Source organism: Chromobacterium aquaticum (assembly GCF_021129195.1).
Classification (GTDB): Bacteria; Pseudomonadota; Gammaproteobacteria; order Burkholderiales; family Chromobacteriaceae; genus Chromobacterium; species Chromobacterium aquaticum.
In genome coordinates this window covers 19,453-42,447 of sequence record NZ_JAJOHW010000057.1, presented here as the reverse complement: position 1 = coordinate 42,447, position 22,995 = coordinate 19,453, and the positions used below count along the sequence as shown (strand labels likewise).

Here is a 22,995-nt window from a genome sequence, read left to right as displayed (position 1 = left end):
GGCCGTGGCTGAGCCCGGCGGCGGCCGGCCTGGGCTTTCTGGCGGCGCAGTGCTGGGACGGCTGCCTGCCCAGCAGCACGGACTTAAGCCACGCCGGACGCTCCGCGCTGGCTTACGGCGCGCTGCTCTGTGCGCTGTTTGGCGCTTACGCGCTGCTGCACTACGGTTTCCGCGCGCTGGTGGGGCAATAAAAAAACCGCCGGGAGACCGGCGGTTCTTAACGGAAGAAAACGCGGACTCAAGCCGGCGCCATCCCCATCCAGCCCTGCGGGATGGACTCCAACAGCTTGCGGGTATAGCTCTGCTGCGGTTCGCGGTAGATCTGGTCCGCGTCCGCCTGCTCCACCACTTCGCCCTTGTTCATCACCATCACCTGGTCGGAGATGTGTTTCACCACCGCCAGATCGTGCGAGATGAACAGATAGGACAGGCCGTATTCGTCCTGCAGGTCTTGCAGCAGGTTCAGCACTTGCGCTTGCACCGACACGTCCAGCGCCGACACCGATTCGTCGCAGATCAGCACTTCCGGCTTCAAGGTCAGGCAGCGCGCAATCGCGATGCGCTGACGCTGGCCGCCGGAAAATTCGTGCGGGTATTTCTGCAGCGCTCCGGCCGGCATCCCTACTTTGTCCAGCAGCTCCTGCGCCAGCTTGCGCCGCTCGCCGCCGTCGCGGCCGATGCCGTGTAGCTGCATCGGTTCGCTCAGGATCTGTTCCACGGTGAAGCGCGGGTTCAGCGAGGCATAGGGGTTCTGGAAGATGATCTGAATGCGGCGCTTGTAGGCGTGGAAGGCCTTGGCGTCCATGCCCAGCAGGTCCTGGCCGTGGAACAGCGCCTGACCGCCGCTGGCCTGGTGCAGCCGCACCAGGGTCAGCCCTACGGTGGTCTTGCCGGAGCCGGATTCGCCAACGATGCCCAGGGTTTTACCCTTGGCCAGCTTGAAGGACACGTCCTTGACCGCGTGAAACTGGCGCTTGCCGAACAAGCCTTCGCGCACGTCGAAGGATTTGCTGAGCCCGCGCACGTCCAGGATGATTTCGTCGTCGTCGCGGTAGCCGCGCTCGCGCTGCGGCGGCTCCACATAGCCGCCCGGCCGCAGGAAGTCGTCGATCACTGCCAGCCGCTGCGGCCGCCGGTCCAGGTGCGGGCGGCAGGCCAGCAGCGCCTTGGTGTAGGCGTCCTGCGGCGCGTCGAAGATTTGCTGCACGCTGCCCTGTTCGCGGATTTCACCGTGACGCATCACGATGACTTCGTCGGCGAACTCGCCCACCACGCCCAGGTCGTGGGTGATGAACAGCACCGCCATATCGTGCTTCTTCTGCAGATCGGCGATCAGTTGCAGGATCTGCTTCTGAATGGTCACGTCCAGCGCGGTGGTGGGTTCGTCGGCAATCAGCAGCTTGGGTTCGCAAGCGATGGCCATCGCGATCATCACCCGCTGCTGCTGGCCGCCGGACAGTTGGTGCGGGTAGCTGTCCACCTTGCTTTCCGGTTCCGGCAGGCCCACTTCGCGCAATAGTTCGATCGCGCGCCGGCGCGCGGCGCGGCGGCCCAGCTTGGCGTGCAGCATCAAGGCTTCCATGATCTGCTCGCCGACGCTGAACACCGGGTTCAGCGAGCTCATCGGCTCCTGGAAGATCATCGCGATGTCCTTGCCGCGCAGCGCGCGCATCTCGGCGCCGCTGGCGCGCAGCAGGTCGCGCCCGTGCAGCAGGATCTGGCTGTCCGGGTGGATTTGGGCGTGCTGCGGCGACAGCAGGCGCATGATGGCCATCGAGGTCACCGATTTGCCGGAGCCGGATTCGCCCACCAAGGCGACGGTGCGCTTGGCCGGGATGTCGAAGCTGACGCCCTTGAGCGCCTGGAATTCGCCGCCGTTCTCCTGGCGGAACGCCACTTTGAGATTGCGTACCGACAGCAGGGTCTGGTTCTGGGTCATGGTCTGTTCTCCCCCTCTCACTTCACGGCCGCGCGCGGGTCCAGCGCGTCGCGCAGCGCATCGGTCAACATGCTGAAAGCGGTGACCAGGGTGGACATGAACAGCACCACCATGGCCAGTTGCCACCAGAAGCCTTGCAGCAGTTCTTCCGGCACTTCCGCCAGCATCGAGCCCCAGCTCACCTGGCGCACATCCACGCCGAAGCCGAGGAAGGACAGGATCACTTCATACTTGATCAGGCCCACCATCAGCAGGGAGAACTGCACCAGCAGCAGATGGGAGATATTGGGCAGGATGTGGATGAACATGCGCCGGCTGTGGCTGGCGCCGATCGCATCCGCCGCCTGCACGTACTCGCGCGAGCGGTTCTTGATGAACTCGGCGCGCACCAGGCGGAAGGTGCCGGTCCAGCTGGTCAGCGACAGCACCAGGATGACGGTGGCGATGCCGCGGCCGGCCACGGCGGCGAAGGCGAGCAGCAGCAGCATGTCCGGCACCGAGGTGAACACACTGTAGAACCACATCAGGAAATCGTCCACCTTGCGGCCGAAATAGCCGGCCATCGCGCCCAGCGTGCTGCCGATCAGGATGGACAGCAAGGCGCCGAAGAAGCCGACCAGCAGCGAGGTGGCGGTACCCTTGATCACTTTGTCCAGAATGTTGCGGCCGCGCTGGTCCGCGCCGAAGGGCAGCGATTCCACTTTCTTCACTTCCGGCTGGGCATACTCGGCGGCATGCGGGCGCGCGGCTTCCATCCAGTCGTGGATGGGGTCTTCCGACGGTTTCAAGCGCTCGGTGGGCACGATGGCGGTGGAGGCCGCGCCGCCGGCAGCCGGGGTTTCCTGCTGGCGGTATTTCTCCAGCAGCAAGGTCGGCGGCGCGTAGGAGGCGGCGATTTCGTCGTTCCAGCCGCGGCCGGCCAGATTGAGCCAGCCGGCGGCGGCCAGCAGCATGAAAGCCACCACCACCCACAGCGAGACGAAGCCGATGCGATCGCGCTTCAGGCGTTGCCAGCCCAGCGCCCACAGGCTGCGCGAGGGGGCGGCCGGCGCGGCGCCGGCGGTATTTTGCAATGTCGTCATGTCTTGTGCTCCGCGCTCACTTGAGTTGCACGCGTGGATCGATCCACTTGTAGATGATGTCGGCCAGCAGGTTGAACACCATGGCGGCGCCGGCGATGGTCACGGTAATGGCCTTGATCACCGGAAAATCGCTCTTGTCCACCGCCATCAGCAGTTCATTGCCCATGCCGGGAATGCCGAAGAAGCGCTCCAGCAGCATCGAGCCCAGCACCAGGAAGGGCAAGGACATCATCACCGCGGTGACCACCGGGATCAGCGCGTTGCGCAGCACATGCTTGAACAGCACGGTTTTTTCCGACAGACCCTTGGCGCGCGCGGTGCGCACATAGTCGTGGCTAAGCTCCTCCACCACGAAGCTGCGGTAGAAACGCACATTGGGCGCCAGCGACACCAGCATGCCCAGGATCAGCGGCAGCGGCACGTAGATCAGCAGGCTGCACAGCAGGCTGTCGTCGTCCCAGCCCATCACCGGGAACCAGTCCAGTTTGAAGGCCAGCAGGTATTGGCCGACGATGATGTAGGCCAGCGAGCTGACGGACATCGCCACGGTGCAGATCAGCGTCACCATGCGGTCGGTCAGCGTGCCGCGGTAGTAAGCCACGGCGATGGCGATGGGCAGCGCGGTCAGCAGTTCGAACACCAGCAAGGTGCCGGTCAGCGTCAGCGAGGGACCGATGCGCGAGGCCAGCGTGGCGGTAACCGATTGCTGGGTGGACCAGGAGGTGCCGAAGTCGAAGGTGGCCACTTGCTTGACGAAGAGCCAGAACTGCTGCGGCAGGCTCAGGTCCAGGCCCAGCTGGGCGCGGATATTGGCCATGACTTCCGGCGTCAGGCGTTTGCCGGCCAGGATATAGGTGGGGTCTCCGCCCACCCAGTTGAATAGCACGAACACCAGCAGCATGACGCCGAACATCGTCGGCACCATCTGCCAGATCCGGCGGATGATGAAATTGAACATCTGCTTCTCCAGAATATAGCGGCGCGGCTGCGCCCCGGATCAAGATAGTTAGCGGCGCTTGCTCAGGTCGATGTCGACATAACGCCAGGACGCCCCTATCGTGGCCAGCGGATGCGGTTTGTAACCCTTGAGATAGTCGTGGCTGACGACGTTTTCGAAGCGGGTCACGCCCAGCACATAGGGCTGATAGGCGGCGGCCACCCGATTCATGCGGTCGAACAGCGCGTCGCGCTCAGGGCCGTTGGGCAGCACTTGCGATGCTTCATAAGCCTTGTCGAACTCCGGCCGGCTGAAGAACGGCAGGTTGGCGATGCCAATCTGCTTGCTCCACAAGCCGGTGACGAAGTCGTCGCCATCCGGAATGGCGGCGGAACCGCCCAAGGACCACATCTGCACCTTGCCGGCGTAGGCGGCCTTGAGGTTTTCATTCCACTTGGCCACTTTGAAGGTGACGCGCAGCTTGATGCTGTCGAAAGCCTTCTGCCAGATCTGGTTGAACTGCTTGTCGAATGCGCTGCCCTGGGTGGCCTGGGTGATCAGCAGCGGCTGGCCGTTGGGCTGGCGGCGGTAGCCGTCCGGACCGATCTTGTAGCCGGCCTGATCCAGCAAGGCATTGGCCAGCGCCGGATCGAAGTCCGGCGCGCCGTGAAAGCGCGGATCGTTGCCCACCATGTTCAGGGGCACCAGGTTCTGCAACTGGATGGCCTGGCCGCTGTACAGCAGCTTGATCACTTCCTGGCTGGGGTAAGCCATGGCGATGGCGCGGCGCAGCGCGATCTTTTGCTTGCTATAACCGCCCACCACAGGATCGCGCATATTGAAGAAGGCGTAAGTCAGGTCCATGCCCAGATTGTGGTGCAGGCGGATGCCGCGCTGCGCCAGCGTCGGGTTGAGGCTGGCCTGGAAGGGGTTGGCCTCGCTGCTGTGCACGGTGGACGGAATCGCGGACTTGGGCACGCCGATGTAGTCGATCTGCTTGTTGAGGAAGGACAGCCAGCGCGGCTGTTCTTCTTCTATCACCTTGATATCGATGCGGCCGATGACCGGCAGGGTCTTGCCGCGCAGCTGATCTGCAATTTCGCGGTCCAACGGCGGCGCGTCGGCGGCCGGCTCGTCGGCGAACACTTCCTTGCGGTAGCCGGGGTTGGCTTCCAGGATGATGCGGTTGCCCGGCTTCCATTCCTTCAGCACAAACGGCCCAGTGCCCACCGGGTGGGCGTTGGTGTTGCTGTCGTAGGTTTCAATCACCTCGCGCGCCACCGCGCCGCTGAATTTGGCGGCCACGGTGTAGAGGAAGTTGTAATTGGGCTTTTTCAGCGTCAGCTGCAGGGTGTAGCGGTCCAGCGCCTTGATGCCTTCGATGGGCTTGTCGTAATCGAAGCGGCCTTTCTTGCTGGCGGCGCTGCCCGCCTCCGCCAGCCCCAGCACGTAGTCGGTATAAGAGGTGGCGTTGGGCGAACTGACCTTGGGATCGGCGAAGCGCTTGATGCTGTAGGCGTAGTCCGCCGCGGTCAGCTCACGCTTCTTGCCCTTGAAGGCCGGATCGTCGGCAAAATAGATGCCGGGCCGGATTTTGAAAGTGAAGACCTTGCCGTCCGCCGATATTTCCGGCAGCGCCTGGGCGGTGCCGGGTTTGAGCTTGAGCGGCCGCGCCAGATAGTCGTACCTGAGCAGGTTGTCGAAGATGTTCTCGATCACGCCCAGCGAATAGATGTCACTCATCTTGGCCGGGTCGAAGCCGGTCTCGGGCGCCAGGAAGGACACCTTCAGCGTCTTGGTCATATCGGCCGCCTGCGCGGACGCGAACAGGCCCGCCCCCGCCAGCAGCAGGGGCAGCCATTTCCAGCGATTCATCTCGCTTACTCCTTTGTGTCACGGAGCCGGGAATCCCGGCATCTCAATATTTGTTATGCCTGCTCCGGCATGAGCAAATACCATGAGCAAGTGCCGTGACTGTAAAGCGAATCGCCAGACTAGATCAACAAGAAACTATCAAAATGTCATCTAAGAAAAAACATGACTATGCATAGAAAAACTCATGCTAAGCCAAAGACTTGGCCGTGCATCAGGTAGCCGCGCGCAAGGCCCAGTCAAAACAACGGGTTGGCAACAGACGCCGCAGCCACCAGTACAGCTTGGTGGGGAAAGTCACCCGATAGCGCGCCGCCGGCTTGGCCGCGGTGATGGCGCGGTATACCGCCTCCGCCACCGCGCTGGCCGGCAGGGTGAACGGCGCGGCGTGGCCCTCTTTCTTCAGCCGCGCCAGCTGCTGCTGATAGGCCTCGCGGTGACAGCTGGCGTCGATGTCCACGTTCTTCAGGAAACGCGCCAGCGCATTGGGGCGGAAGCGGCTTTCTATCGGCCCCGGCTCCACCAGCGACACATGGATGTCGCTGCCGTGCAATTCGTGGCGCAGGGTGTCGCACAAGCCTTCCATCGCGAACTTGCTGGCGTTGTAAGCGCCGCGCCAGCGCATGGCGGCGAAGCCGAGGATGGAGCTATTGAACACGATGCGGCCATGACCCTGGGCGCGCATCACCTTGAGCGCGGCGTTGCTCAGTTCCCAGGGGCCGAACAAATTGGTCTCGAACTGCTCGCGCATCGCGGCGCGGCTGATGTCCTCCACCGCGCCGGGCTGGCCGAAACCGGCATTATTGAACAAGGCGTCCAGGCGGCCGCCGGCCAGCTCCAGCGCCTGGGCCAAACCGGTGTGTATGGAACCGGTATCGTTCACATCCAGCTGGATGCAAGTCATGCCCTCGCTGCGCAGGCGCTCCACGTCAGCGGCGGCGCGGCAGCTGGCGATCACGCGCCAGCCGCGCTGGGCCAGGATGATGGCGGTGTGATAGCCGATGCCGCTGGAGCAGCCGGTGATGAGTATCGATGGTTGAGATTGCATGCTGGCCCCTGTCGTTTTCTATTGGCGACACCCTACCGCAAATGCGGACGACGGGGAATTGTCCGCTAGGCGCGTTCCCTTCCTGGACGATTACCATTCCAACCGCGTCCCGACTTGCCAAAAGCGCTCAATCGCCTCTGTCGCCACACCGGGAAATTGGACTAGAATGACGGCCTTAAAGAGCCGCCCGCGCCCACGCGACACCAATAGAAAACGCACGGCCCGGCCACCACAAAGCACAATAAGGAAAACGCCATGGCTAAAGCCAGCAAAGCGCCGGCCAGTTTCGAAACCGCACTGGCCCAACTGGAAGACATCATCCAGGCGATGGAAAGCGGCGACATGCCGCTGGAAACGGCGCTCGGCTCCTACAAGCAGGGCATAGAATTGATCAAGTTCTGCCAGGGCAAATTGGCCGACGCGGAACAGCAGCTGAAAATACTGGAAAACAACGAACTCAAAGCACTGGAATTGTCCAATGGCCAATAAACCGTTCATGGCCTGGATGACCGAGATCCAGCAGCAAGTGGAAGGCGCGCTGGAACGCCTGCTGCCCTCCGGCCAGCACACGCCGCAAAAGCTGCACGAGGCGATGCGCTATGTCAGCCTGGGCGGCGGCAAGCGGGTGCGGCCACTGCTAGCCTTCGCCGCCGGCGAACTGGTGGGCGCCAGCGCCGACAATCTGGCCCGCGTGGCCGCGGCGGTGGAAATGGTCCACGTCTATTCCCTGGTGCACGACGACATGCCCTGCATGGACGACGATGTGCTGCGCCGCGGCAAGCCCACCTGCCACGTGGCTTACGACGAGGCCACCGCGCTCCTGGTGGGCGACGCGTTGCAAACCCTGGCTTTCGACGTGCTCTCCACGCCGATGGCCGGGGTGGAAGCCCGCGCGCAGCTGGCGATGACGCACACGCTGGCGCGCGCCGCCGGCCACGCCGGCATGGCCGGCGGCCAGGCCATAGACCTGGCCAGCGTGGGCAAGGCGCTGAACCAGCCGGAACTGGAATACATGCATTTGCTGAAGACCGGCGCGCTGATACGCGCGTCGGTGCTGCTGGGCGCCATGGCCGGCCGGCCGCTGAGCGAGAACGAAACCGCCCGCCTGGACGTGTTCGCCAAGCGCATGGGCCTGGCCTTCCAGGTGGTGGACGATGTGCTGGACTGCGAGGCGGATACCGCCACGCTGGGCAAGACCGCCGGCAAGGACGCCGCCCACGACAAGCCCACCTATGTCAGCCTGATGGGGCTGGCCGAAGCCAAGCAGTTTGCCCGCGACTTGCGCGACGAGGCTTTTGCCGCGCTGGAAGGATTTGGCGATTCCGCCCAACGATTGAAAGAACTGGCCGACTACATCGTCGCGCGCTCGTTCTGAAGAAGCTGAAAACTATGTACCCCTTGCTCGAGACCATTCAAAGCCCTGCCGACCTGCGCAAGCTGTCGCGCCAGCAGCTCACGCCGCTGGCCACGGAACTGCGCGACTTCCTGGTGGAAAGCGTCAGCAAGACCGGCGGCCACTTCGCCTCCAACCTGGGCAGCATCGAGCTGACCATCGCGCTGCACTATGTGTTCAACACCCCGGACGACCGCCTGGTGTGGGACGTGGGCCACCAGACCTACCCGCACAAAATCCTGACCGGCCGCCGCGAGCGCATGGGCAGCATGCGCCAGAAAGGCGGCCTGGCCGGCTTTCCCAAGCGCGACGAATCGGAATACGACACCTTCGGCGTCGGCCATTCCTCCACCTCCATAGGCGCGGCGCTGGGCATGGCGGTGGCGGCCAAGACCCAGGGCATAGAGCGCAAATGCGTGGCCATCATCGGCGACGGTTCGATGACCGCCGGTCAGGCCTTCGAGGCGCTCAACAACGCCGGCGCGATGGACACCGATCTATTGGTGGTGCTCAACGACAACGAGATGTCGATCTCCCCCAATGTCGGCGCGCTGAACAACTACCTGGCCAAGCTGATGTCCGGCCGCTTCTACGCGGCGATGCGCGAAGGCTCCAGCAAGGTGCTGGGCATCGCCCCGCCGTTGAAGGAGATCGCCAGCAAGGTGGAAGAGCACGTCAAGGGCTTCTTCACCCCGGGCACCTTGTTCGAGGAATTCGGCTTCAACTACATCGGCCCGATCGACGGCCACGATGTGGACGTGCTGGTGGACACCCTGAGCAATATCCGCAGCCTCAAGGGCCCGCAGTTCCTGCACATCGTCACCAAGAAGGGCCACGGCTACAAGCTGGCGGAAAGCGACCCGGTCAAATACCACGGCGTCACCAAGTTCGACCCCAGCAACGGCCTGGCCAGCGGCAAGGGCGGCGGCAAGCCGCAATACACCCAGGTGTTCGGCGACTGGATCTGCGACATGGCCAAGCGCGACCCGCGCCTGATCGGCATCACCCCGGCGATGCGCGAGGGCTCCGGCCTGGTGCGCTTCGAGCAGGAGCACCCGGACCGTTATCACGATGTGGCCATCGCCGAGCAGCACGCGGTCACCTTCGCCGCCGGCCTGGCCTGTGACGGCGCCAAACCGGTGGTGGCGATCTACTCCACCTTCCTGCAGCGCGCATACGATCAACTGATCCACGATGTGGCGCTGCAGAACCTGCCGGTGCTGTTCGCCATCGACCGCGCCGGCCTGGTGGGCGCGGACGGCCCCACCCACGCGGGCGCCTTCGATCTGTCCTTCCTGCGCTGCATCCCCAATCTGACGGTGATGGCGCCATCGGACGAGGACGAATGCCGCCAGATGCTGTACACCGGCTTCATGCTGAACAGCCCAGCCGCGGTGCGCTACCCTCGCGGCACCGGCCCCGGCGCCGAGATCCAGGCCGAGATGACGGCGTTGCCGCTGGGCAAGGGCCGGCTGCGCCGCGAAGGCGAAAAGGTGGCCATCCTCGCCTTCGGCAGCATGGTGACCCCGGCCCTGGCCGCCGCCGAGGCGCTGAACGCCACCGTGGCCGACATGCGCTTCGTCAAGCCGCTGGACGCGGAACTGGTATGCCGGCTGGCGGAAAGCCACGATCTGATCATCACCGTGGAGGAAAACGTGGTGATGGGCGGCGCCGGCTCGGCTTGCCTGGAAGCAATGCAGGCGATGGGCATCCTCAAGCCGGTATTGCAGCTGGGCCTGCCGGATGATTACGTCGAGCACGGCGATCCGGCCGGCATGCTGGCCGATTGCGGCCTGGACGCCGCCGGCATCGAGCGTAGCGTGCGCCAGCGGCTGGCGATGCTGTAAGAAGGTTTGTCGTCCAACTTCAACGCCCGGCTCCGCCGGGCGTTTTGCTTTGACGACGCGAGCCCACCCACCTAACGCCACGAACGGCCTGCCGCCCCCCCCCTGCCCTACACGACATGCTCAGCATTTGTCAGCTGCGCCAATTTGCCAATGACATAGAATTGATTCGGTGCGCGACACCGCCGCGTCATTCAACTTCCATGGAGTCATTCAATGTCAAATAATTGGGATTATATTGCCGAGTTTAAGCATGATATCGATGAACTGCTGGAGAAGATCAGACAGCGCACCGATGAATTATCGCGGGCCAATCATCACATCATCGCCGCCGTAGCCGACGAGAGAGAAAATCCGGCCAAGGGCGTGGTGTTTTATGCGCCGGCCAACCAGGGCAATATCCAGAAGAACAATGCCGGCTGGCAAAAATTCTATATCGAGGCCAAGCCCAAAGGCGACGATCAGGCCGCCTACAACGCAGAACTATTCGACAAGATTCGCAACAAACTGAACAACTTGTCGCCGTCCGAGGCTTTCGGCGCCAAGCTCTTGCTGTCGGATAGCAAGGAGGGCAAGGCCACCATCACCCTGTTCTATCCCACCACCTACATCAAACCACTCATTTCGCGGACTCCCTGGCTATACACCTGCGACTTCGAGCGCTATATCGAAAACGTGGCCGACAAGCTGAACTTCGCCCTGAATCACATCGACCCCAGCTTCTCCCTGCTCGCTTACTCCGACGAGGATGGCTCCGACGCCAAAGGCGTCATTTATCACAAACTGGGACTAGCCAACCCCGAGCTAGCTCATGTCGGCCATGCTTGGGCACTGAAAACCTACTCCACCGAGGCCGACGGCAAGTCCCAAGCCACCTACAAGGCCGAGCTGTTCGACAAGATCAAGACCGACCTGAACTCCCTGCCGGAACAGCATCTGCTGTTGGCACAGCTGTTCTTGACCGACCGCTCCGGAGGCAGGGCCCATATCGCCCTGCTTTACCCGCAAGAGATCCGTCCCATCTAGCCTGCCTGGAAGCAGCGCTTCGCCGCTCAAACGCAAGCAGCAGTCAAAACGGAAGCCCGCGGGCTTCCGTTTATTTTTGACCGTCAGGTCCCGGCTCAGGCCTCCAGCAGGTCCAGTATCCTCCGCGCCGTTTCCACCGGCCGTTCCAGCGGAAACAGATGGCTGCCCTGCTGCATCTGCACCTCGATATTGAAGTGCTTGCGCATGAAGCGCAGATCCGCCGGCTTCAATACATCCGAACCGGTGCCGGCGATAAAAGTCGCCGGCACTTTCAATTGACCGCGATAACGCGGAAAATCATGCGGCAGCGCGCAGTAGATTTCATGCTCGATCTGCGGACGGAACTTGAGCTTGCGTCCGCCCTGGCCGTCGTCCACCGTGCCATGCTCGGCGTAGTCGGCCAGGCAGTCCGGGTCGAAGCGGGCGAACATGGACTTGCGGGCGAAGTAGTCGTGAACCATGGCCACCGACGCCCAGTTGTCGCGCCGCTTCAGGGTATTGCCGCCCGGGGTGACGCGATCAATGAAGCCCAGCTTCTTGGCCAGCCAGATGCCGCGCGAGCGGAACGGCCCCATCAGCGGCGAATCCAGGATCACGATGCGTTTGAACAGCTCCGGCCGGCGCAAGGCGGCGTAGAACATCAGGAAGCCGCCCAGCGAATGGCCGACGCCAACCACCGGCCCCTGGCTGTGGGCTTCGATATGGGCGATGGTTTCCTCCACCAGGTGCGGCCAGCAATCGGTGACCGGATAGCGGGGATCGTGGCCGATGGCGTCGAGGAAACCCACCTGGTGGCGTTCGCCCAGCGTGGCCAGGAACTTGCGGTAAACCGAGGCTGGAAAACTGTTGGCATGAGCAAAGTGAATCGTTTCTCGCATGATGTCTGGTGTCGCACCCTAGTTTTTATATAAATATTCTATCTTACCGTTTGCCCGTGAATTGAATTTAATGCATATTGTTTTCGCATAGCAAGATGCGGTCGCGACCAAAACCGCCGCCTTCCGCGCCCCGCCCGGCCGCCACGGAACCAATGCCTGTGCGCGCCGGTCATTCAAACGCTAACGACCATAAACCATAGAGTCATCCCGTGCCAATCAACTTATCGCTACTCTCATCCCGAATCGTGGGCTTGCTCGCGATCTCGCTGGCCTGCCTGGGCTTGAGCCTGCCCGCGCACGCCATCAACCAGGACGACCTGCTGCCGGCCGAGCAAGCCTTCGCCGCCAAGGTGGAACGCGTCGGCGACCAGCTCAAGCTGACGCTGGACGTGGCCCCCGGCTACTACCTGTACCGCGACCGCACCCAGATCAGCAGCCAGCCGGCCAATCTGGTGGGCGCGCCGCAATTCCCGGCCGGCAAGGAAAAGAACGACCAGTACTTCGGCAAGCAGACCGTGTTTCTCGGCAAGAACGTGGTGACCGTGCCCCTGCAGCCCAACGCGCCGGCCGAGTTCGAGCTGCAGGTCAAGCTGCAGGGCTGCGCCGACGCCGGCGTCTGCTACCCGCCCTACACCCACAAGCTCAAGGTGGGCGGCACGCCGGCCGCCGGCGGCAAGCTGGGCGAATGGCTGTCGGAGGCCTCCCCGCAGGGAAAGTCCCCGGCCGGCAACAATGAGCTGGCAGCCCAGGGTTGGCTGACCACATTGGGCACCTTTCTGCTGGCGGGCATAGGCATGGCCTTCACCGCCTGCATGTATCCGCTGCTGCCCATCGTTTCCTCATTGATTGCCGGCCAGGGCGCAACACTGACCCGCCGCCGCGGTTTCCTGCTGTCCTTCACCTATGTGCAAGGCCTGGCGCTGACTTACACCGTGGTCGGCGTCATCGCCGGCCTCACCGGCTCGCTGCTGACGGTATGGCTGCAACAGCCGGCGGTGGTGCTGAGCGCCAGCGCGCTGATGGTGGTGTTCGCGCTGTCCATGTTCGATCTGTTCACCATCCAGCTGCCGTCGGCGCTGCAATCTCGGCTGGCCGACACCTCCAATCATCTGTCCGGCGGCAAGTTCGCCACCGTATTCGCGATGGGCGCGCTGTCCGCGCTGATCATCGGCCCCTGTGTCGCGCCGCCGCTGGCGCTGGCGCTGGGCTATATCGGCAGCACCGGCGACGCCGCGCTGGGCGGCGCGGCGCTGTACGCGATGGCGCTGGGCCTGGGCCTGCCGCTGATCCTGATCGGCACTTTCGGCGGCCATGTATTGCCGCGCGCCGGCGGCTGGATGAAAACCGTCAAGGCCGGCTTCGGCGTGGTGATGCTGGGCCTGGCCATCTGGCTGGCCGCGCCCTTCCTGCCGGGCGCGCTGGTGATGCTGCTGTGGGCCTTGCTGCTGATCGGCAGCGCGGTGTCGCTGGGCGCGCTGGAAGCGCTGCCTGGCAACGCCGGCGCGCCGCGACGGCTGGGCAAGGCCGCCGGCGTGGCGCTGCTGTTGATAGGCGCGGCGCAATTGGCCGGCCTGCTGGCCGGCGCCGACAATCCGCGCTATCCGCTGCGCTGGCTGGGTCAAGGCCAGGCGGAGGCCCGCGCCGAGGCCGTGTTCCAGCCCGCCGCCAACAACGCGCAGCTGGACGCCTTGCTGGCCAAGGCCAAGACCGAGGGCAAGCCGCTGCTGCTGGACTTCTACGCGGACTGGTGCGTGTCCTGCAAGGAGATGGAGGCGGAAACCTTCCCGGACCCGGCGGTCAGCCGCCAGATGCAGGGCTATGTGCTGGTCAAGGCCGATGTCACCGCCAATAACGCCGAGCACCAGGCGCTGCTCAAGCGCTTCGGTCTGTTCGGCCCGCCCGGCATCATCCTGTTCGACAAGCTGGGCCAGGAGGCGGACCGCGTGGTCGGCTTCACTCCGCCCGCCGCCTTCGCCAAGACCCTGGCCGCGGCGAACCCGCAATAGCCGCAAGCGCCAATTGCATTCAGCTCCATTGCATTGCAGAATCAGCGGGCCGATCCAGATCGGCCCGTTTTTCATTTTCCGAGAGCCCCATGGCCATCAATAAAGCATTCCCCAATGTCAGCATTCTGGCGGTGTTCCAGATCGCCATCATCGCCCTGCTGGTGATGTCCTGCCTGCGCGTGATCCAACCGTTCCTGGGCGCCCTGACCTGGGCCTCCATCATCGCCATTTCCGCCTGGCCGCTGCATTGCCGGCTGCGGCAAAAACTGGGGGAACGCCACAAGCTGGCCGCCCTGCTCATCGTACTGGCGCTGGCCCTGGCGCTGGCGATTCCCATCGGCCTGATGGCGCTGACCCTGGCGGACACCCTGCCCCATCTGTCCGGCCTCACTCACGACCTGACCCAGCTGACCCTGCCCAACGCGCCGGCCTGGCTGGCCAATATCCCGGTGGTGGGTGAAAGCCTGCAAAAGCTGTGGGGCAGCGTGCAGGCCGACCTGCCCGGCTTCTTCGAAAAAATCCGCCCGGCGGTGAACCAGGGCGCGCTGTGGCTATTGTCCGGCGGCGCCAATCTCAGCCTGAGCCTGCTGGAAATCGTCTTGGCCATCATCGTGTCCGGCCTGCTGCTGATCAACGGCGACCGGCTGTGGGACATGGTGGAGCTGGTCGTGATCAAGCTGGGCGGCGCGCCGGCCGGCGAGCTGCCGGACGTGATCGCCCGCACCATACGCAGCGTCACCACCGGGGTGGTGGGCACCGCGCTGGCGCAGACCATTCTGTGCGTGATCGGCCTCTTGATCGCCGGCGTGCCCGGCGCGCTGGTGCTGGGTTTCCTCTGCTTCATCGTCGCGGTGGCGCAGATGCCGACGCTGATCGTCTGGCTGCCGGCCGCCGCCTGGGTGTTTTACACCGGTAACACCGGCCTGGGCATCTTTCTGCTGGTCTGGGGCTTTTTGCTGATCAACACCATAGACAACATCCTGAAGCCCTTGCTGATCAGCCAGGGCGCGCAGATGCCGCTGTCGCTGATCTTCCTCGGCGTGATCGGCGGCCTGATCGCCTGGGGGGTGATAGGCCTGTTCATCGGCCCCACCCTGCTGGCGGTGGCGCTGACCATGCTGCGCCACTGGCTGCGGCCGGAGTGCCCGGAGCCCAAGAACGCAGATGAAGACTGCGCGGAACAGACCGCCGATTAAGCCCGTGCTTACCATCCCGCGAGCAAGAGCGAGACCTTGAACAGGCTCAAAGCCACTGCAATAGGAGAATCCCGACCATGACCCTCGCCACCCTGCTCGCCTTCGCCTTCATCATGGCCGTGGGCATTCTCACGCCGGGGCCCACGGTCTTGCTGGCGCTGAGCAATGGTTCCCGCTTCGGCCTGCGCTATGCGCTGTACGGCATGCTGGGCGCGGTCTTGGCCGACTTGCTGCTGGTGCTGTTGGTAGGCCTGGGTTTCGGCGCGCTGCTGGCGGCGTCCGAAACGCTATTTCTGATCGTCAAATGGCTGGGCGTGGCCTTTCTCGCCTATGTCGGCCTGCAGATGCTGCGCGCCAAAGGCGGGCTAGCCTCGGTTGATGATGCCGCGCGCCAGCCTTCGCGCTGGGCCGCCGTCGCCAAGAGCTTCTCCGTGGCCATGGGCAACCCCAAGTATTATTTCTTCATGTCCGCGCTGCTGCCGCAGTTCGTCGCGCCAGCCGAGGCCCAACTGCCCCAGTACCTGGCGCTGGCCGCGGTGATCGTGGCGATAGACGTGCTGGCGATGAGCGGCTACGCGCTGCTGGGCGCGAAATCGCTGCAACTGTGGCGGGAGAACGGCGTGAAGTGGCTGAACCGCGTCAGCGGCGGCGCCTTGCTGGCCTTGGCGGGGTCGATCGCGCTGTACCGCAGAAGCGCTTGAGCGCCTAATGCAATAGAACAAGGGCCCCTACGGGCCCTTTTTGTTGGCGCTCAAAACGCCGGACACTCCACTTCCCAGTCGTCATCGCTCAGATGCAGGTGGCAGGCCAGCCGCCACGGCCGCGCCTCGGTCCAGCATTCGCTGGCGGCCTGGGCGGCGTCGATGGCGCCGGCGCGCAGCAGCACATTGCGCTCCTTGCGGCTGGGCCGCTGCTCCGCCTCCGGCGTCGCCAGCCTCACCTTGCAAGTACCGCAAGTGCCCTGGCCGCAACGCCAGTGCAAGGGCACGTCCGCCAGCCGCGCCAGGTCCAGCAGATTGTCGCCGGGCGCCGCCTGCTGTTCGCCGAGCAGCGCGCCGTTTTCATCGACGAAGCGGATGGTGGGCACGGCTCACTGCACCAGCGGCAGATAGGCCAGCATGTCGCCGCGCGCCACCGCCTGACCCGGCTCCAAGCGCACCAGGCCGTCGGCCCAGGCGCAGGACATCAATACCCCTGAGCCTTGCTGCGGGTACAGTTCCAACTGCCAGCGGCCGTCGACGCACACGCGACGCACGCGGATGAATTCGCTGCGGCGCGCATCCGGCCGGGTCCAGTCAAAAGCCGCCGGGTACGGACCTTCCGGCGCCAGCGCCGATACCGGCAGGCCGGCGCGCCGTTCCAGGAAGGCGCGCGCCAGCACCTGGAAAGTGACGAAGCCGGATACCGGATTGCCCGGCAGGCCGATGAAGTCCGCCAGCCCGATCTTGCCGTAAGCCAGCGGCTTGCCCGGCTTGATCGCCAGTTTCCACAGGTCCAGCGAGCCCTCGGCCTCGACCGCGGCCTTGACGTGGTCTTCCTCGCCCACCGACACCCCGCCGCAGGTCATGATCACGTCGGCGGCGTCGGCGGCGTCGCGCAGCGCCTCGCGGGTGGCGCCCAGGGAATCGCGGACGATGCCCAGGTCTATCACCTCGCAGCCCAGACGCATCAGCGCCGGCGCCAGCCAGTAGCGGTTGGAGTTGTAGATCTGACCGGCGGCCAGCGGCCGGCCCGGCTCCACCAGCTCGTCGCCAGTGAAGAACACCGCCACTCGCAGCGGGCGGCGCACCGTCAGCGTTTCCACACCAATGGACGCGGCCAGGCCGATGTCGGCCGGGTTCAGCACTTTGCCGGCCGGCAGGATTTCCTGGCCAACGCGGATGTCTTCGCCGCGACGGCGGATGTTCTGGCCGGCGCTGGCCGGCTGGCTGAAGCTGACCGTGCCGTCGGCGGCGGTTTCCGCCTGTTCCTGCATGATGACGGCGTCGGCGCCGGGCGGGATCGGCGCGCCGGTGAAGATGCGCGCCACGCTGCCGGCGATCAATGCCTGCGGCACGCTGCCGGCCGGCACCCGCTGCGACACCGGCATCGCCGCCGCTTGTTCGGCGGCGCGCAGCGCGTAGCCGTCCATCGCGCTATTGTCGTGCGGCGGCACGTCCAGCGTGGCCAGCACCGGTTCGGCCAGCACGCGGCCGGCGGCGGCCAGCAGTTCGACTTGTTCGGTGGCGCTCAGCGGCTGGGCGCGCTGCAGCAGCCAGTCGCGGGCTTGTTCAAAGCTCAGCATGGGGCAGATCCAATCGTGTAATCAGGAAGGCGGCGACGGCGTCGGCGTCGTCGCGGTGAAACCAGGGAAGGTCCAGCGTTTGCGGCAGATCGCCGACCACGGCCAGCACTTGGCCGTCGTGCGGATGCAACGCCGGTGCGGCCAGCGCGCTATTGACCACTTCTATCTTGGGAATCGCTTCGTGTTTGAAGCCTTCGGCCAATACCAGATCGCAAGGACCCAGCATCGCCAAGTGGGCGGCCAGCGGCAAATCATTGCTGTCCGCCAGTTCCTCCACCAGCATGCGGCGGCGGGCCGAGGCCAGCAGCACTTGGGTGGCTCCGGCCTGACGATGGCGCCAGCTGTCCTTGCCCGGCGTGTCCCAGTCCACATCGTGGTGGGTGTGCTTGACCACGGCGACGTGCAGGCCGCGCGCGGTCAGACGGGGAATCAGTTTTTCCAGCAAGGTGGTCTTGCCGCTGCCGGAATAGCCGGCGAAACCCAACACGCGCATGACGCCGACCCCCATAAAGATTCAGGCGGCCATGATAGCATGGCCGCCTGCGGGCTTGACTCCTACCAAAGAGCTAGCCGTCTAAGCCGCGTGAGCGAGCTTACCGGCCTGCTCCGGCGTCTCAAAACGCTTCCAGTCCACGATCATCACCTGGGTCAGGCCGCAGTCCACCGCCAGCTGCGCCTCGATTTCCTCCAGCACCTGATGGCAATGGATCACGCCGTTGATCACCACTTCGGCCCGGCGCATCACGCTGTCGTCCGGCGTGACAAACCATATGCAGTAATGGCCCATATTCGCTCCCCCAGGTGGTTTCATCGCGACGACGAGCGCGTTTGGCCATCGTCAACTACAAATATCGTCCCAGTTGCCGCCAAACTTCAAGTTTTCTGTCAAACGCCAGCGTATGCGCCGGGCTGGAAGAAGGCAAGGCCAGAATATCCAGCCCCAGGCCATCCAGCTGTCCGGCCGCGCGCGCGGCGGTGGCGCCGTTGAAGGCGACCGCGCGCAACCGCGGCAGGCTCTGCGCCAGCTCGCGCAGATCGTTGGCGCGCTGATCGCGGATGGCGGTATCCAGGCTGCCGCGCCGCCGCGCGCTGGCGATCACGTCCCACAAGGCCACGCCGGCTCCTTGCAGCGCGTCCAGGCGTTCGGCGTAGGCCAGTTCGACCAGCGGCCGGCCGGTGATCGCCTGCAGCAGCGGCCAGAATTGATTGCGGGGGTGGGCATAGTACTGGCCGGCCTGCAGCGAGGCGTCGCCGGGCAAGGAGCCCAGCACCAAGACGCGGGCATCGGCGCGCGCCACCGGCGGGAAACAGGATTTGGCGGCCTCGCCGCTCAAAACAATTGCCCCTGCTGCCGCGCCAGCCAGGCCTTGACCGGGCCGAAGCTCTTGCGATGCGCCGGCAAGGCGCCGTGCTGCTCCAGCGCGGCCAGGTGTTCCGCGGTGGGATAGCCTTTGTGGCGGGCGAAACCGTATTGCGGATGCAGCGCGTCCAAGGCCACCAGTTCGGCGTCGCGCGCGGTCTTGGCCAGGATGGACGCGGCGGAAATGGCCGCCACCTTGGCGTCGCCCTTGACGATGGCTTCGCCCGGCACCGGCAGGCCCTTGGGCACGCGGTTGCCGTCGATCAGCGCGCGCGTCGCCTGCGGCTGCAGGCCTTGCACCGCCCGCGTCATCGCCAGCATGGTGGCGTGCAGGATATTGAGCTTGTCGATTTCCTCGACGCTGGCGCTGGCGATGCACCAGGCCAGCGCGTCGCGCTTGATCAACAGCGCCAGCTCGTCGCGGCGGGCCTCGCTCAGCACCTTGGAATCGGCCAGGCCGGCGATGGGCTTGGCCGGGTCCAGAATCACCGCGGCGGCGAACACCGCGCCGGCCAGCGGGCCGCGGCCGGCTTCGTCCACTCCGGCGATCCGTTCCGGATCAAGCCCGCTCATTGCCGCCCCACCACGTGCAGCACCGCTTCCGCCGCCAATGCGGCGGTGTCCTGGCGCAAGGACTGATGCAGTTCGGTGAAGGCGTCCACCATCTCGCGGCGCGCGTCCTGATCCTCGTACAGTCTTTGCATTTCCGCCGCCAGCTTGGCCGGCGTCGCTTGCTTCTGTAGCAGCTCCGGCACCACGAAGCGGCCGCACAGGATATTGGGCAGGCCGACGTAAGGCAGGCGGATCTTGCGCTTGACCAGGCGGTAAGTCAGCGCGGACAGCTTGTAGCTGATCACCATCGGTTTCTTGGTCAACGCCACTTCCAGCGTGGCGGTGCCGCTGGTGACCAACACCGCGTCGCTGGCGATCATCGCCATCTGCGCATGGCCGAACAGCTTGCGCAGCGGCAGGTCCCAGCCCTTGTGGCGGCTCAGCATGCGGTCGAACAGCGCCATGGTGGGACGGGTGGCCAAGGGCACCAGGAACTGGGCGTCCGGATAGGTTTTCAGCAGCAGTTTGGCGGTTTCGATATACAGCGGCGCCATGTGTTCCAATTCACTGACGCGGCTGCCCGGCATCAGGGTGAACACCGGCGCGCGCTGCGGCAGGCCCAGCTGCTCGCGCATCGCGCCCTGGTCCGGCCGCAGCGGAATCTCGCTGGCCAGCGGGTGGCCGACATAGGTGACCGGCACCCCGGCCTGGCGGTACAGCGGCGGCTCCATCGGAAACAGGCACAGCATGTGGCTGACGCTGCGGCCTATCTGCTGCACCCGCTCCGGCCGCCAGGCCCAGACCGAGGGGCTGACGTAATGGATGGTGGGAATGCCGGCGCGCTTGAGCGTGGCTTCCAGGTCCAGGTTGAAGTCCGGCGCGTCGATGCCGATGAAGACGTCCGGCTTTTCGGCCAGCAATCTATCGCGCAGGGTGCGGCGGATGCGCAGCAGCTCCGGCAGGCGCTTGAGCACTTCGGCATAGCCCATCACCGCCAGCCGGCTTTGCGGCGCGTGGCTGACGAAACCCCGCGCTTCCATGCGCGGGCCGCCGATGCCGGCGAACTCGATGTCGGGATGGCGCGCCATCAGCGCGTCCATCAGGTGGGCGGCAAGAAGGTCGCCCGAGGCTTCCCCAGCCACCATGGCGACCTTCAGTGCCCGCTTGCTTTTGAACAAAGTGTCGGGCATGGATCTCAGCGAATGATGCCTCTGGCGGACTGGCCAAAGAAGCGGGTGAACGGCGCCAGCTCATCGTGGCCGGCGGCGGCGTCCGCCAGGATGGCGGCCTTGGCGTCCTCGAAGGACAGGCCCTGGCGGTACAAGGTCTTGTAGGCGCCCCGCACGCGGCGGATCTGCTCGGCGCTGAAGCCGCGGCGCTTCATGCCTTCGGCGTTGATGCCGGAGGGCACCGCGCGGTTGCCGTGCGCCATCACGAACGGCGGCACGTCCTGGGCCACGGCGCTGGCGAAGGCGGTCATCGCGTGCTCGCCGATGATGGCGAACTGATGCACGCTGGTGAAGCCGCCCAGGATCACCCAGTCGCCCAACTGCACGTGGCCCGCCAGGGTGGCGTTATTGGCCAGGATCACGTTATTGCCCACCTGGCAGTCATGCGCGACGTGCACATAGGCCATCACCCAGTTGTCATTGCCGACACGGGTCACACCCACATCCTGGGCGGTGCCGGTGTTGAAGGTGCAGAATTCGCGAATGGTGTTGTTGTCGCCGATTTCCAGGCGGGTCGGCTCGCCGGCGTACTTCTTGTCCTGCGGCTGGGCGCCCAGCGAGCAGAACTGGAAGATACGGTTGTTCTTGCCGATGGAGGTGTGACCCTCGATCACCACATGAGGGCCCACCCAGCTGCCGCTGCCGATGCTGACATTGGGGCCAATGATGGTGTAAGGGCCGATTTCCACGTCGGCGGCGATCTGGGCCTTGGGGTCGACGATGGCGGTTGGATGGATGGCCATGATCACACCTCGCGCTTGGCGCACATGATTTCGGCTTCACAAGCCAGCTGGCCATCCACCAACGCGCGCGCGGAGTACTTGCCGATGCCGCGCTTGCTGGTGATCAGTTCCACTTCGAAGGTCAGCTGGTCGCCCGGCACCACCTGGCGCTTGAAGCGGGCGTTGTCGATGCCGACGAAGAAGTACAGCTCGTTCTCGGCGCGCTCGCCCTGGCTGCGGATGGCCAGGATGCCGGCGGCCTGGGCCATCGCCTCGATGATCAGCACGCCCGGCATCACCGGGTATTGCTCGAAATGGCCAACGAAGAACGGCTCATTGATGGTCACGTTCTTCAGCGCCTTGATGCGCTTGTTTTCCTCGAACTCGGTGACACGGTCCACCAGCAGGAAAGGATAGCGATGCGGCAGGTAGCGCATGATCTCGCGGACATCGATGGTGATGGCGTGTTCAGACATTGGGGGATTCCTCCTGATTCTTCATTTCTTTGAGCTCGCGTTCGAGCTGTTTGAGCCGCTTGGCCATATCGTCCAGATGACGGACGTGCACCGCGTTGGCCAGCCACTCTTTCATAGGTTGCAAGGGGTAGGACGAGGCATAGGTGCCCGGCGTCTTGATCGACTTCGACACCAGGGTACCGCCGCCGATATGGGTTTTATCGCAGATTTCAATGTGGCCGACGAACATCGCCGCGCCGCCCACGGTGCAGTAAGCGCCAATCTTGGCGCTGCCGGCGATGCCGACGCAGCCGGCGATGGCGGAATGCTCGCCGATCTGCACGTTGTGGGCGACCTGCACCAGATTGTCGATCTTGGCGCCACGCTTGACGATGGTATCCGCCATCGCGCCGCGGTCCACCGTGGTATTGGCGCCGATTTCCACGTCGTCCTCGATGATGACGCGGCCGGTTTGCGGAATTTTGAACCAGTGGTCCTTGTCCCAGGCCAGGCCGAAACCGTCCGCGCCGATCACGCTGCCGGAATGCACGCCGACGCGATGACCCAGCACGCAACCATGGTAAAGCGTGACGTTGGGATACAAGACCACGTCGTCGCCCAGCACGCAGTCGTCGCCCACCACCACGCCCGGCAGCAGCCGGCAGCGCTCGCCGATGACCACGTTGCGGCCGATGCTGACGTGTTCACGCAGCTCGGCGCTGGCCGCCACCCGAGCGCCCTCGCCCAGCACCGCGCTGGGGTGAATGCCGGCATGCGCCGTCGGCTGCGGATGGAACAGCGCGGCCAGGCGCGCGAAGTAAAGATAGGGGTCGGCGGCGACAATCCAGGAACGCTGATTCCAAGCCGCGCTTTGCGCCAGCTCTTCCGCCATTTTGGGCGCGACGATCACCGCGCTGGCGCCGCTGTCGTCCAGTTGCTTGCGATACTTGGGGTTGGCCAGAAAGGCGATGTCGCCGGACTCGGCCGCTTCCAGCGGCGCCAGCCGGTTGACGCTCAGGTCCGGACCCGCCAGTTCTCCGCCCAGCTGCCCGGTAATGAATGAGAGGGTATAAGCCATCAAAAACGAAAGCCGACCTGGGGTCGGCTTGCTCCCATAATGTGAGTTGGCGCGCGGCCATGGCCGCGCGCATCCGGGACGGCCATTACGCCGC

23 protein-coding genes and 1 pseudogene are annotated in these 22,995 nt (G+C 64.7%); 8 read left to right on the top strand and 16 right to left on the bottom strand.

Features of this window, described 5'->3' with window-relative positions; translation table 11 throughout:
• A partial coding sequence (locus LQT98_RS09400) for a hypothetical protein (protein WP_231462098.1) occupies positions 1-191 on the top strand: 191 nt, incomplete at its 5' end.
• A 47-nt stretch (positions 192-238) separates the two neighbouring features.
• Here LQT98_RS09400 and LQT98_RS09395 read toward each other — a convergent pair.
• The 5 genes from LQT98_RS09395 to LQT98_RS09375 all read right to left on the bottom strand — a co-directional run bounded on the left by LQT98_RS09395 (position 239) and on the right by LQT98_RS09375 (position 6,878).
• A complete protein-coding gene (locus LQT98_RS09395; protein WP_048411277.1) occupies positions 239-1,939 on the bottom strand; it encodes an ABC transporter ATP-binding protein in 1,701 nt (566 codons plus the stop codon).
• A gap of 17 nt (positions 1,940-1,956) precedes the next feature.
• Positions 1,957-3,021, bottom strand: coding sequence for an ABC transporter permease (locus tag LQT98_RS09390; protein WP_231462095.1), 1,065 nt, complete (start codon positions 3,019-3,021; stop codon positions 1,957-1,959).
• A 16-nt stretch (positions 3,022-3,037) separates the two neighbouring features.
• The gene (locus LQT98_RS09385) at positions 3,038-3,979 is read right to left on the bottom strand and encodes an ABC transporter permease (RefSeq protein ID WP_231462093.1); all 942 of its coding nucleotides are present in this window, start codon (positions 3,977-3,979) and stop codon (positions 3,038-3,040) included.
• Between the two features lie 48 nt (positions 3,980-4,027).
• On the bottom strand, positions 4,028-5,833 hold the full coding sequence (locus tag LQT98_RS09380; RefSeq protein ID WP_231462091.1) for an ABC transporter substrate-binding protein: 1,806 nt from the start codon (positions 5,831-5,833) through the stop codon (positions 4,028-4,030).
• 211 nt (positions 5,834-6,044) lie between these two features.
• On the bottom strand, positions 6,045-6,878 hold the full coding sequence (locus tag LQT98_RS09375) for an SDR family NAD(P)-dependent oxidoreductase (protein WP_231462090.1): 834 nt from the start codon (positions 6,876-6,878) through the stop codon (positions 6,045-6,047).
• A gap of 240 nt (positions 6,879-7,118) precedes the next feature.
• On the opposite strand from LQT98_RS09375, the pseudogene LQT98_RS09370 reads away from it, so the two are divergent.
• The 4 genes and pseudogenes from LQT98_RS09370 to LQT98_RS09355 all read left to right on the top strand — a co-directional run.
• Positions 7,119-7,367: pseudogene (locus tag LQT98_RS09370) on the top strand (exodeoxyribonuclease VII small subunit); the annotation flags it as partial.
• Positions 7,357-8,253 (top strand): polyprenyl synthetase family protein, encoded by an 897-nt coding sequence (locus LQT98_RS09365; protein WP_048411271.1) that lies wholly within the window; start codon positions 7,357-7,359, stop codon positions 8,251-8,253. The pseudogene LQT98_RS09370 and the gene LQT98_RS09365, both read left to right, overlap by 11 nt.
• A 14-nt stretch (positions 8,254-8,267) precedes the next feature.
• Entirely contained in the window at positions 8,268-10,118 is a 1,851-nt protein-coding gene (dxs, locus tag LQT98_RS09360) for a 1-deoxy-D-xylulose-5-phosphate synthase (protein ID WP_231462087.1), read from the top strand.
• A gap of 213 nt (positions 10,119-10,331) precedes the next feature.
• Positions 10,332-11,141, top strand: coding sequence for a hypothetical protein (locus tag LQT98_RS09355; protein WP_231462086.1), 810 nt, complete (start codon positions 10,332-10,334; stop codon positions 11,139-11,141).
• 95 nt (positions 11,142-11,236) lie between these two features.
• Here the strand turns inward: LQT98_RS09355 and LQT98_RS09350 are convergent, their stop codons facing one another.
• Entirely contained in the window at positions 11,237-12,019 is a 783-nt protein-coding gene (locus LQT98_RS09350; protein ID WP_231462084.1) for an alpha/beta fold hydrolase, read from the bottom strand.
• A 209-nt stretch (positions 12,020-12,228) separates the two neighbouring features.
• Here LQT98_RS09350 and dsbD point away from each other — a divergent pair, with 209 nt between their 5' ends.
• From dsbD to LQT98_RS09335, 3 genes are all read left to right on the top strand, one after another.
• Entirely contained in the window at positions 12,229-14,025 is a 1,797-nt protein-coding gene (gene dsbD, locus LQT98_RS09345) for a protein-disulfide reductase DsbD (RefSeq protein WP_231462083.1), read from the top strand.
• Positions 14,026-14,114: 89 nt separating this feature from the next.
• Positions 14,115-15,221 carry an AI-2E family transporter gene (locus tag LQT98_RS09340; RefSeq protein ID WP_231462081.1) on the top strand — a complete coding sequence of 369 codons (1,107 nt, stop codon included), beginning with the start codon at positions 14,115-14,117 and terminating at the stop codon, positions 15,219-15,221.
• A 77-nt stretch (positions 15,222-15,298) separates the two neighbouring features.
• The gene (locus LQT98_RS09335; protein ID WP_231462079.1) at positions 15,299-15,922 is read left to right on the top strand and encodes a LysE family translocator; all 624 of its coding nucleotides are present in this window, start codon (positions 15,299-15,301) and stop codon (positions 15,920-15,922) included.
• A gap of 50 nt (positions 15,923-15,972) precedes the next feature.
• On the opposite strand, the gene LQT98_RS09330 is transcribed toward LQT98_RS09335, so the two are convergent.
• The 10 genes from LQT98_RS09330 to lpxD form a co-directional block, all read right to left on the bottom strand.
• Complete coding sequence (locus tag LQT98_RS09330; protein WP_231462077.1) at positions 15,973-16,308, bottom strand: 2Fe-2S iron-sulfur cluster-binding protein; 336 nt, start codon at positions 16,306-16,308, stop codon at positions 15,973-15,975.
• A 3-nt stretch (positions 16,309-16,311) separates the two neighbouring features.
• Positions 16,312-17,505: a molybdopterin molybdotransferase MoeA gene (locus tag LQT98_RS09325; RefSeq protein WP_231462075.1), complete on the bottom strand. Its 1,194-nt coding sequence runs from the start codon at positions 17,503-17,505 to the stop codon at positions 16,312-16,314.
• Positions 17,492-18,013, bottom strand: coding sequence for a molybdopterin-guanine dinucleotide biosynthesis protein B (gene mobB / locus LQT98_RS09320; protein ID WP_231462073.1), 522 nt, complete (start codon positions 18,011-18,013; stop codon positions 17,492-17,494). The genes LQT98_RS09325 and mobB overlap by 14 nt, the downstream gene beginning before the upstream one ends.
• 66 nt (positions 18,014-18,079) lie before the next feature.
• Entirely contained in the window at positions 18,080-18,292 is a 213-nt protein-coding gene (locus LQT98_RS09315) for a hypothetical protein (RefSeq protein ID WP_048411263.1), read from the bottom strand.
• Positions 18,293-18,347: 55 nt separating this feature from the next.
• Positions 18,348-18,839 (bottom strand): DNA-deoxyinosine glycosylase, encoded by a 492-nt coding sequence (locus tag LQT98_RS09310; RefSeq protein WP_231462072.1) that lies wholly within the window; start codon positions 18,837-18,839, stop codon positions 18,348-18,350.
• The gene (gene rnhB / locus LQT98_RS09305; RefSeq protein ID WP_231462070.1) at positions 18,836-19,438 is read right to left on the bottom strand and encodes a ribonuclease HII; all 603 of its coding nucleotides are present in this window, start codon (positions 19,436-19,438) and stop codon (positions 18,836-18,838) included. The genes LQT98_RS09310 and rnhB overlap by 4 nt, the downstream gene beginning before the upstream one ends.
• Complete coding sequence (gene lpxB / locus LQT98_RS09300; RefSeq protein ID WP_048411261.1) at positions 19,435-20,607, bottom strand: lipid-A-disaccharide synthase; 1,173 nt, start codon at positions 20,605-20,607, stop codon at positions 19,435-19,437. The genes rnhB and lpxB overlap by 4 nt, the downstream gene beginning before the upstream one ends.
• A gap of 5 nt (positions 20,608-20,612) precedes the next feature.
• Positions 20,613-21,389: an acyl-ACP--UDP-N-acetylglucosamine O-acyltransferase gene (gene lpxA, locus LQT98_RS09295; RefSeq protein WP_048411260.1), complete on the bottom strand. Its 777-nt coding sequence runs from the start codon at positions 21,387-21,389 to the stop codon at positions 20,613-20,615.
• Between the two features lie 2 nt (positions 21,390-21,391).
• On the bottom strand, positions 21,392-21,844 hold the full coding sequence (gene fabZ, locus LQT98_RS09290) for a 3-hydroxyacyl-ACP dehydratase FabZ (protein WP_043639907.1): 453 nt from the start codon (positions 21,842-21,844) through the stop codon (positions 21,392-21,394).
• The gene (gene lpxD / locus LQT98_RS09285) at positions 21,837-22,901 is read right to left on the bottom strand and encodes a UDP-3-O-(3-hydroxymyristoyl)glucosamine N-acyltransferase (RefSeq protein WP_231462068.1); all 1,065 of its coding nucleotides are present in this window, start codon (positions 22,899-22,901) and stop codon (positions 21,837-21,839) included. The genes fabZ and lpxD overlap by 8 nt, the downstream gene beginning before the upstream one ends.
• Positions 22,902-22,995 lie beyond the last annotated feature (94 nt).

Bases quoted from the DNA above. Each gene is read 5' to 3' on its own strand.
- LQT98_RS09395 (WP_048411277.1), bottom strand. From the start codon at position 1,939: ATGACCCAGAACCAGACCCTGCTGTCGGTACGCAATCTCAAAGTGGCG.
- LQT98_RS09390 (WP_231462095.1), bottom strand. From the start codon at position 3,021: ATGACGACATTGCAAAATACCGCCGGCGCCGCGCCGGCCGCCCCCTCG.
- LQT98_RS09385 (WP_231462093.1), bottom strand. From the start codon at position 3,979: ATGTTCAATTTCATCATCCGCCGGATCTGGCAGATGGTGCCGACGATG.
- LQT98_RS09380 (WP_231462091.1), bottom strand. From the start codon at position 5,833: ATGAATCGCTGGAAATGGCTGCCCCTGCTGCTGGCGGGGGCGGGCCTG.
- LQT98_RS09375 (WP_231462090.1), bottom strand. From the start codon at position 6,878: ATGCAATCTCAACCATCGATACTCATCACCGGCTGCTCCAGCGGCATC.
- LQT98_RS09365 (WP_048411271.1), top strand. From the start codon at position 7,357: ATGGCCAATAAACCGTTCATGGCCTGGATGACCGAGATCCAGCAGCAA.
- dxs (WP_231462087.1), top strand. From the start codon at position 8,268: ATGTACCCCTTGCTCGAGACCATTCAAAGCCCTGCCGACCTGCGCAAG.
- LQT98_RS09355 (WP_231462086.1), top strand. From the start codon at position 10,332: ATGTCAAATAATTGGGATTATATTGCCGAGTTTAAGCATGATATCGAT.
- LQT98_RS09350 (WP_231462084.1), bottom strand. From the start codon at position 12,019: ATGCGAGAAACGATTCACTTTGCTCATGCCAACAGTTTTCCAGCCTCG.
- LQT98_RS09340 (WP_231462081.1), top strand. From the start codon at position 14,115: ATGGCCATCAATAAAGCATTCCCCAATGTCAGCATTCTGGCGGTGTTC.
- LQT98_RS09335 (WP_231462079.1), top strand. From the start codon at position 15,299: ATGACCCTCGCCACCCTGCTCGCCTTCGCCTTCATCATGGCCGTGGGC.
- LQT98_RS09325 (WP_231462075.1), bottom strand. From the start codon at position 17,505: ATGCTGAGCTTTGAACAAGCCCGCGACTGGCTGCTGCAGCGCGCCCAG.
- mobB (WP_231462073.1), bottom strand. From the start codon at position 18,013: ATGGGGGTCGGCGTCATGCGCGTGTTGGGTTTCGCCGGCTATTCCGGC.
- LQT98_RS09315 (WP_048411263.1), bottom strand. From the start codon at position 18,292: ATGGGCCATTACTGCATATGGTTTGTCACGCCGGACGACAGCGTGATG.
- rnhB (WP_231462070.1), bottom strand. From the start codon at position 19,438: ATGAGCGGGCTTGATCCGGAACGGATCGCCGGAGTGGACGAAGCCGGC.
- lpxB (WP_048411261.1), bottom strand. From the start codon at position 20,607: ATGCCCGACACTTTGTTCAAAAGCAAGCGGGCACTGAAGGTCGCCATG.
- lpxA (WP_048411260.1), bottom strand. From the start codon at position 21,389: ATGGCCATCCATCCAACCGCCATCGTCGACCCCAAGGCCCAGATCGCC.
- fabZ (WP_043639907.1), bottom strand. From the start codon at position 21,844: ATGTCTGAACACGCCATCACCATCGATGTCCGCGAGATCATGCGCTAC.
- lpxD (WP_231462068.1), bottom strand. From the start codon at position 22,901: ATGGCTTATACCCTCTCATTCATTACCGGGCAGCTGGGCGGAGAACTG.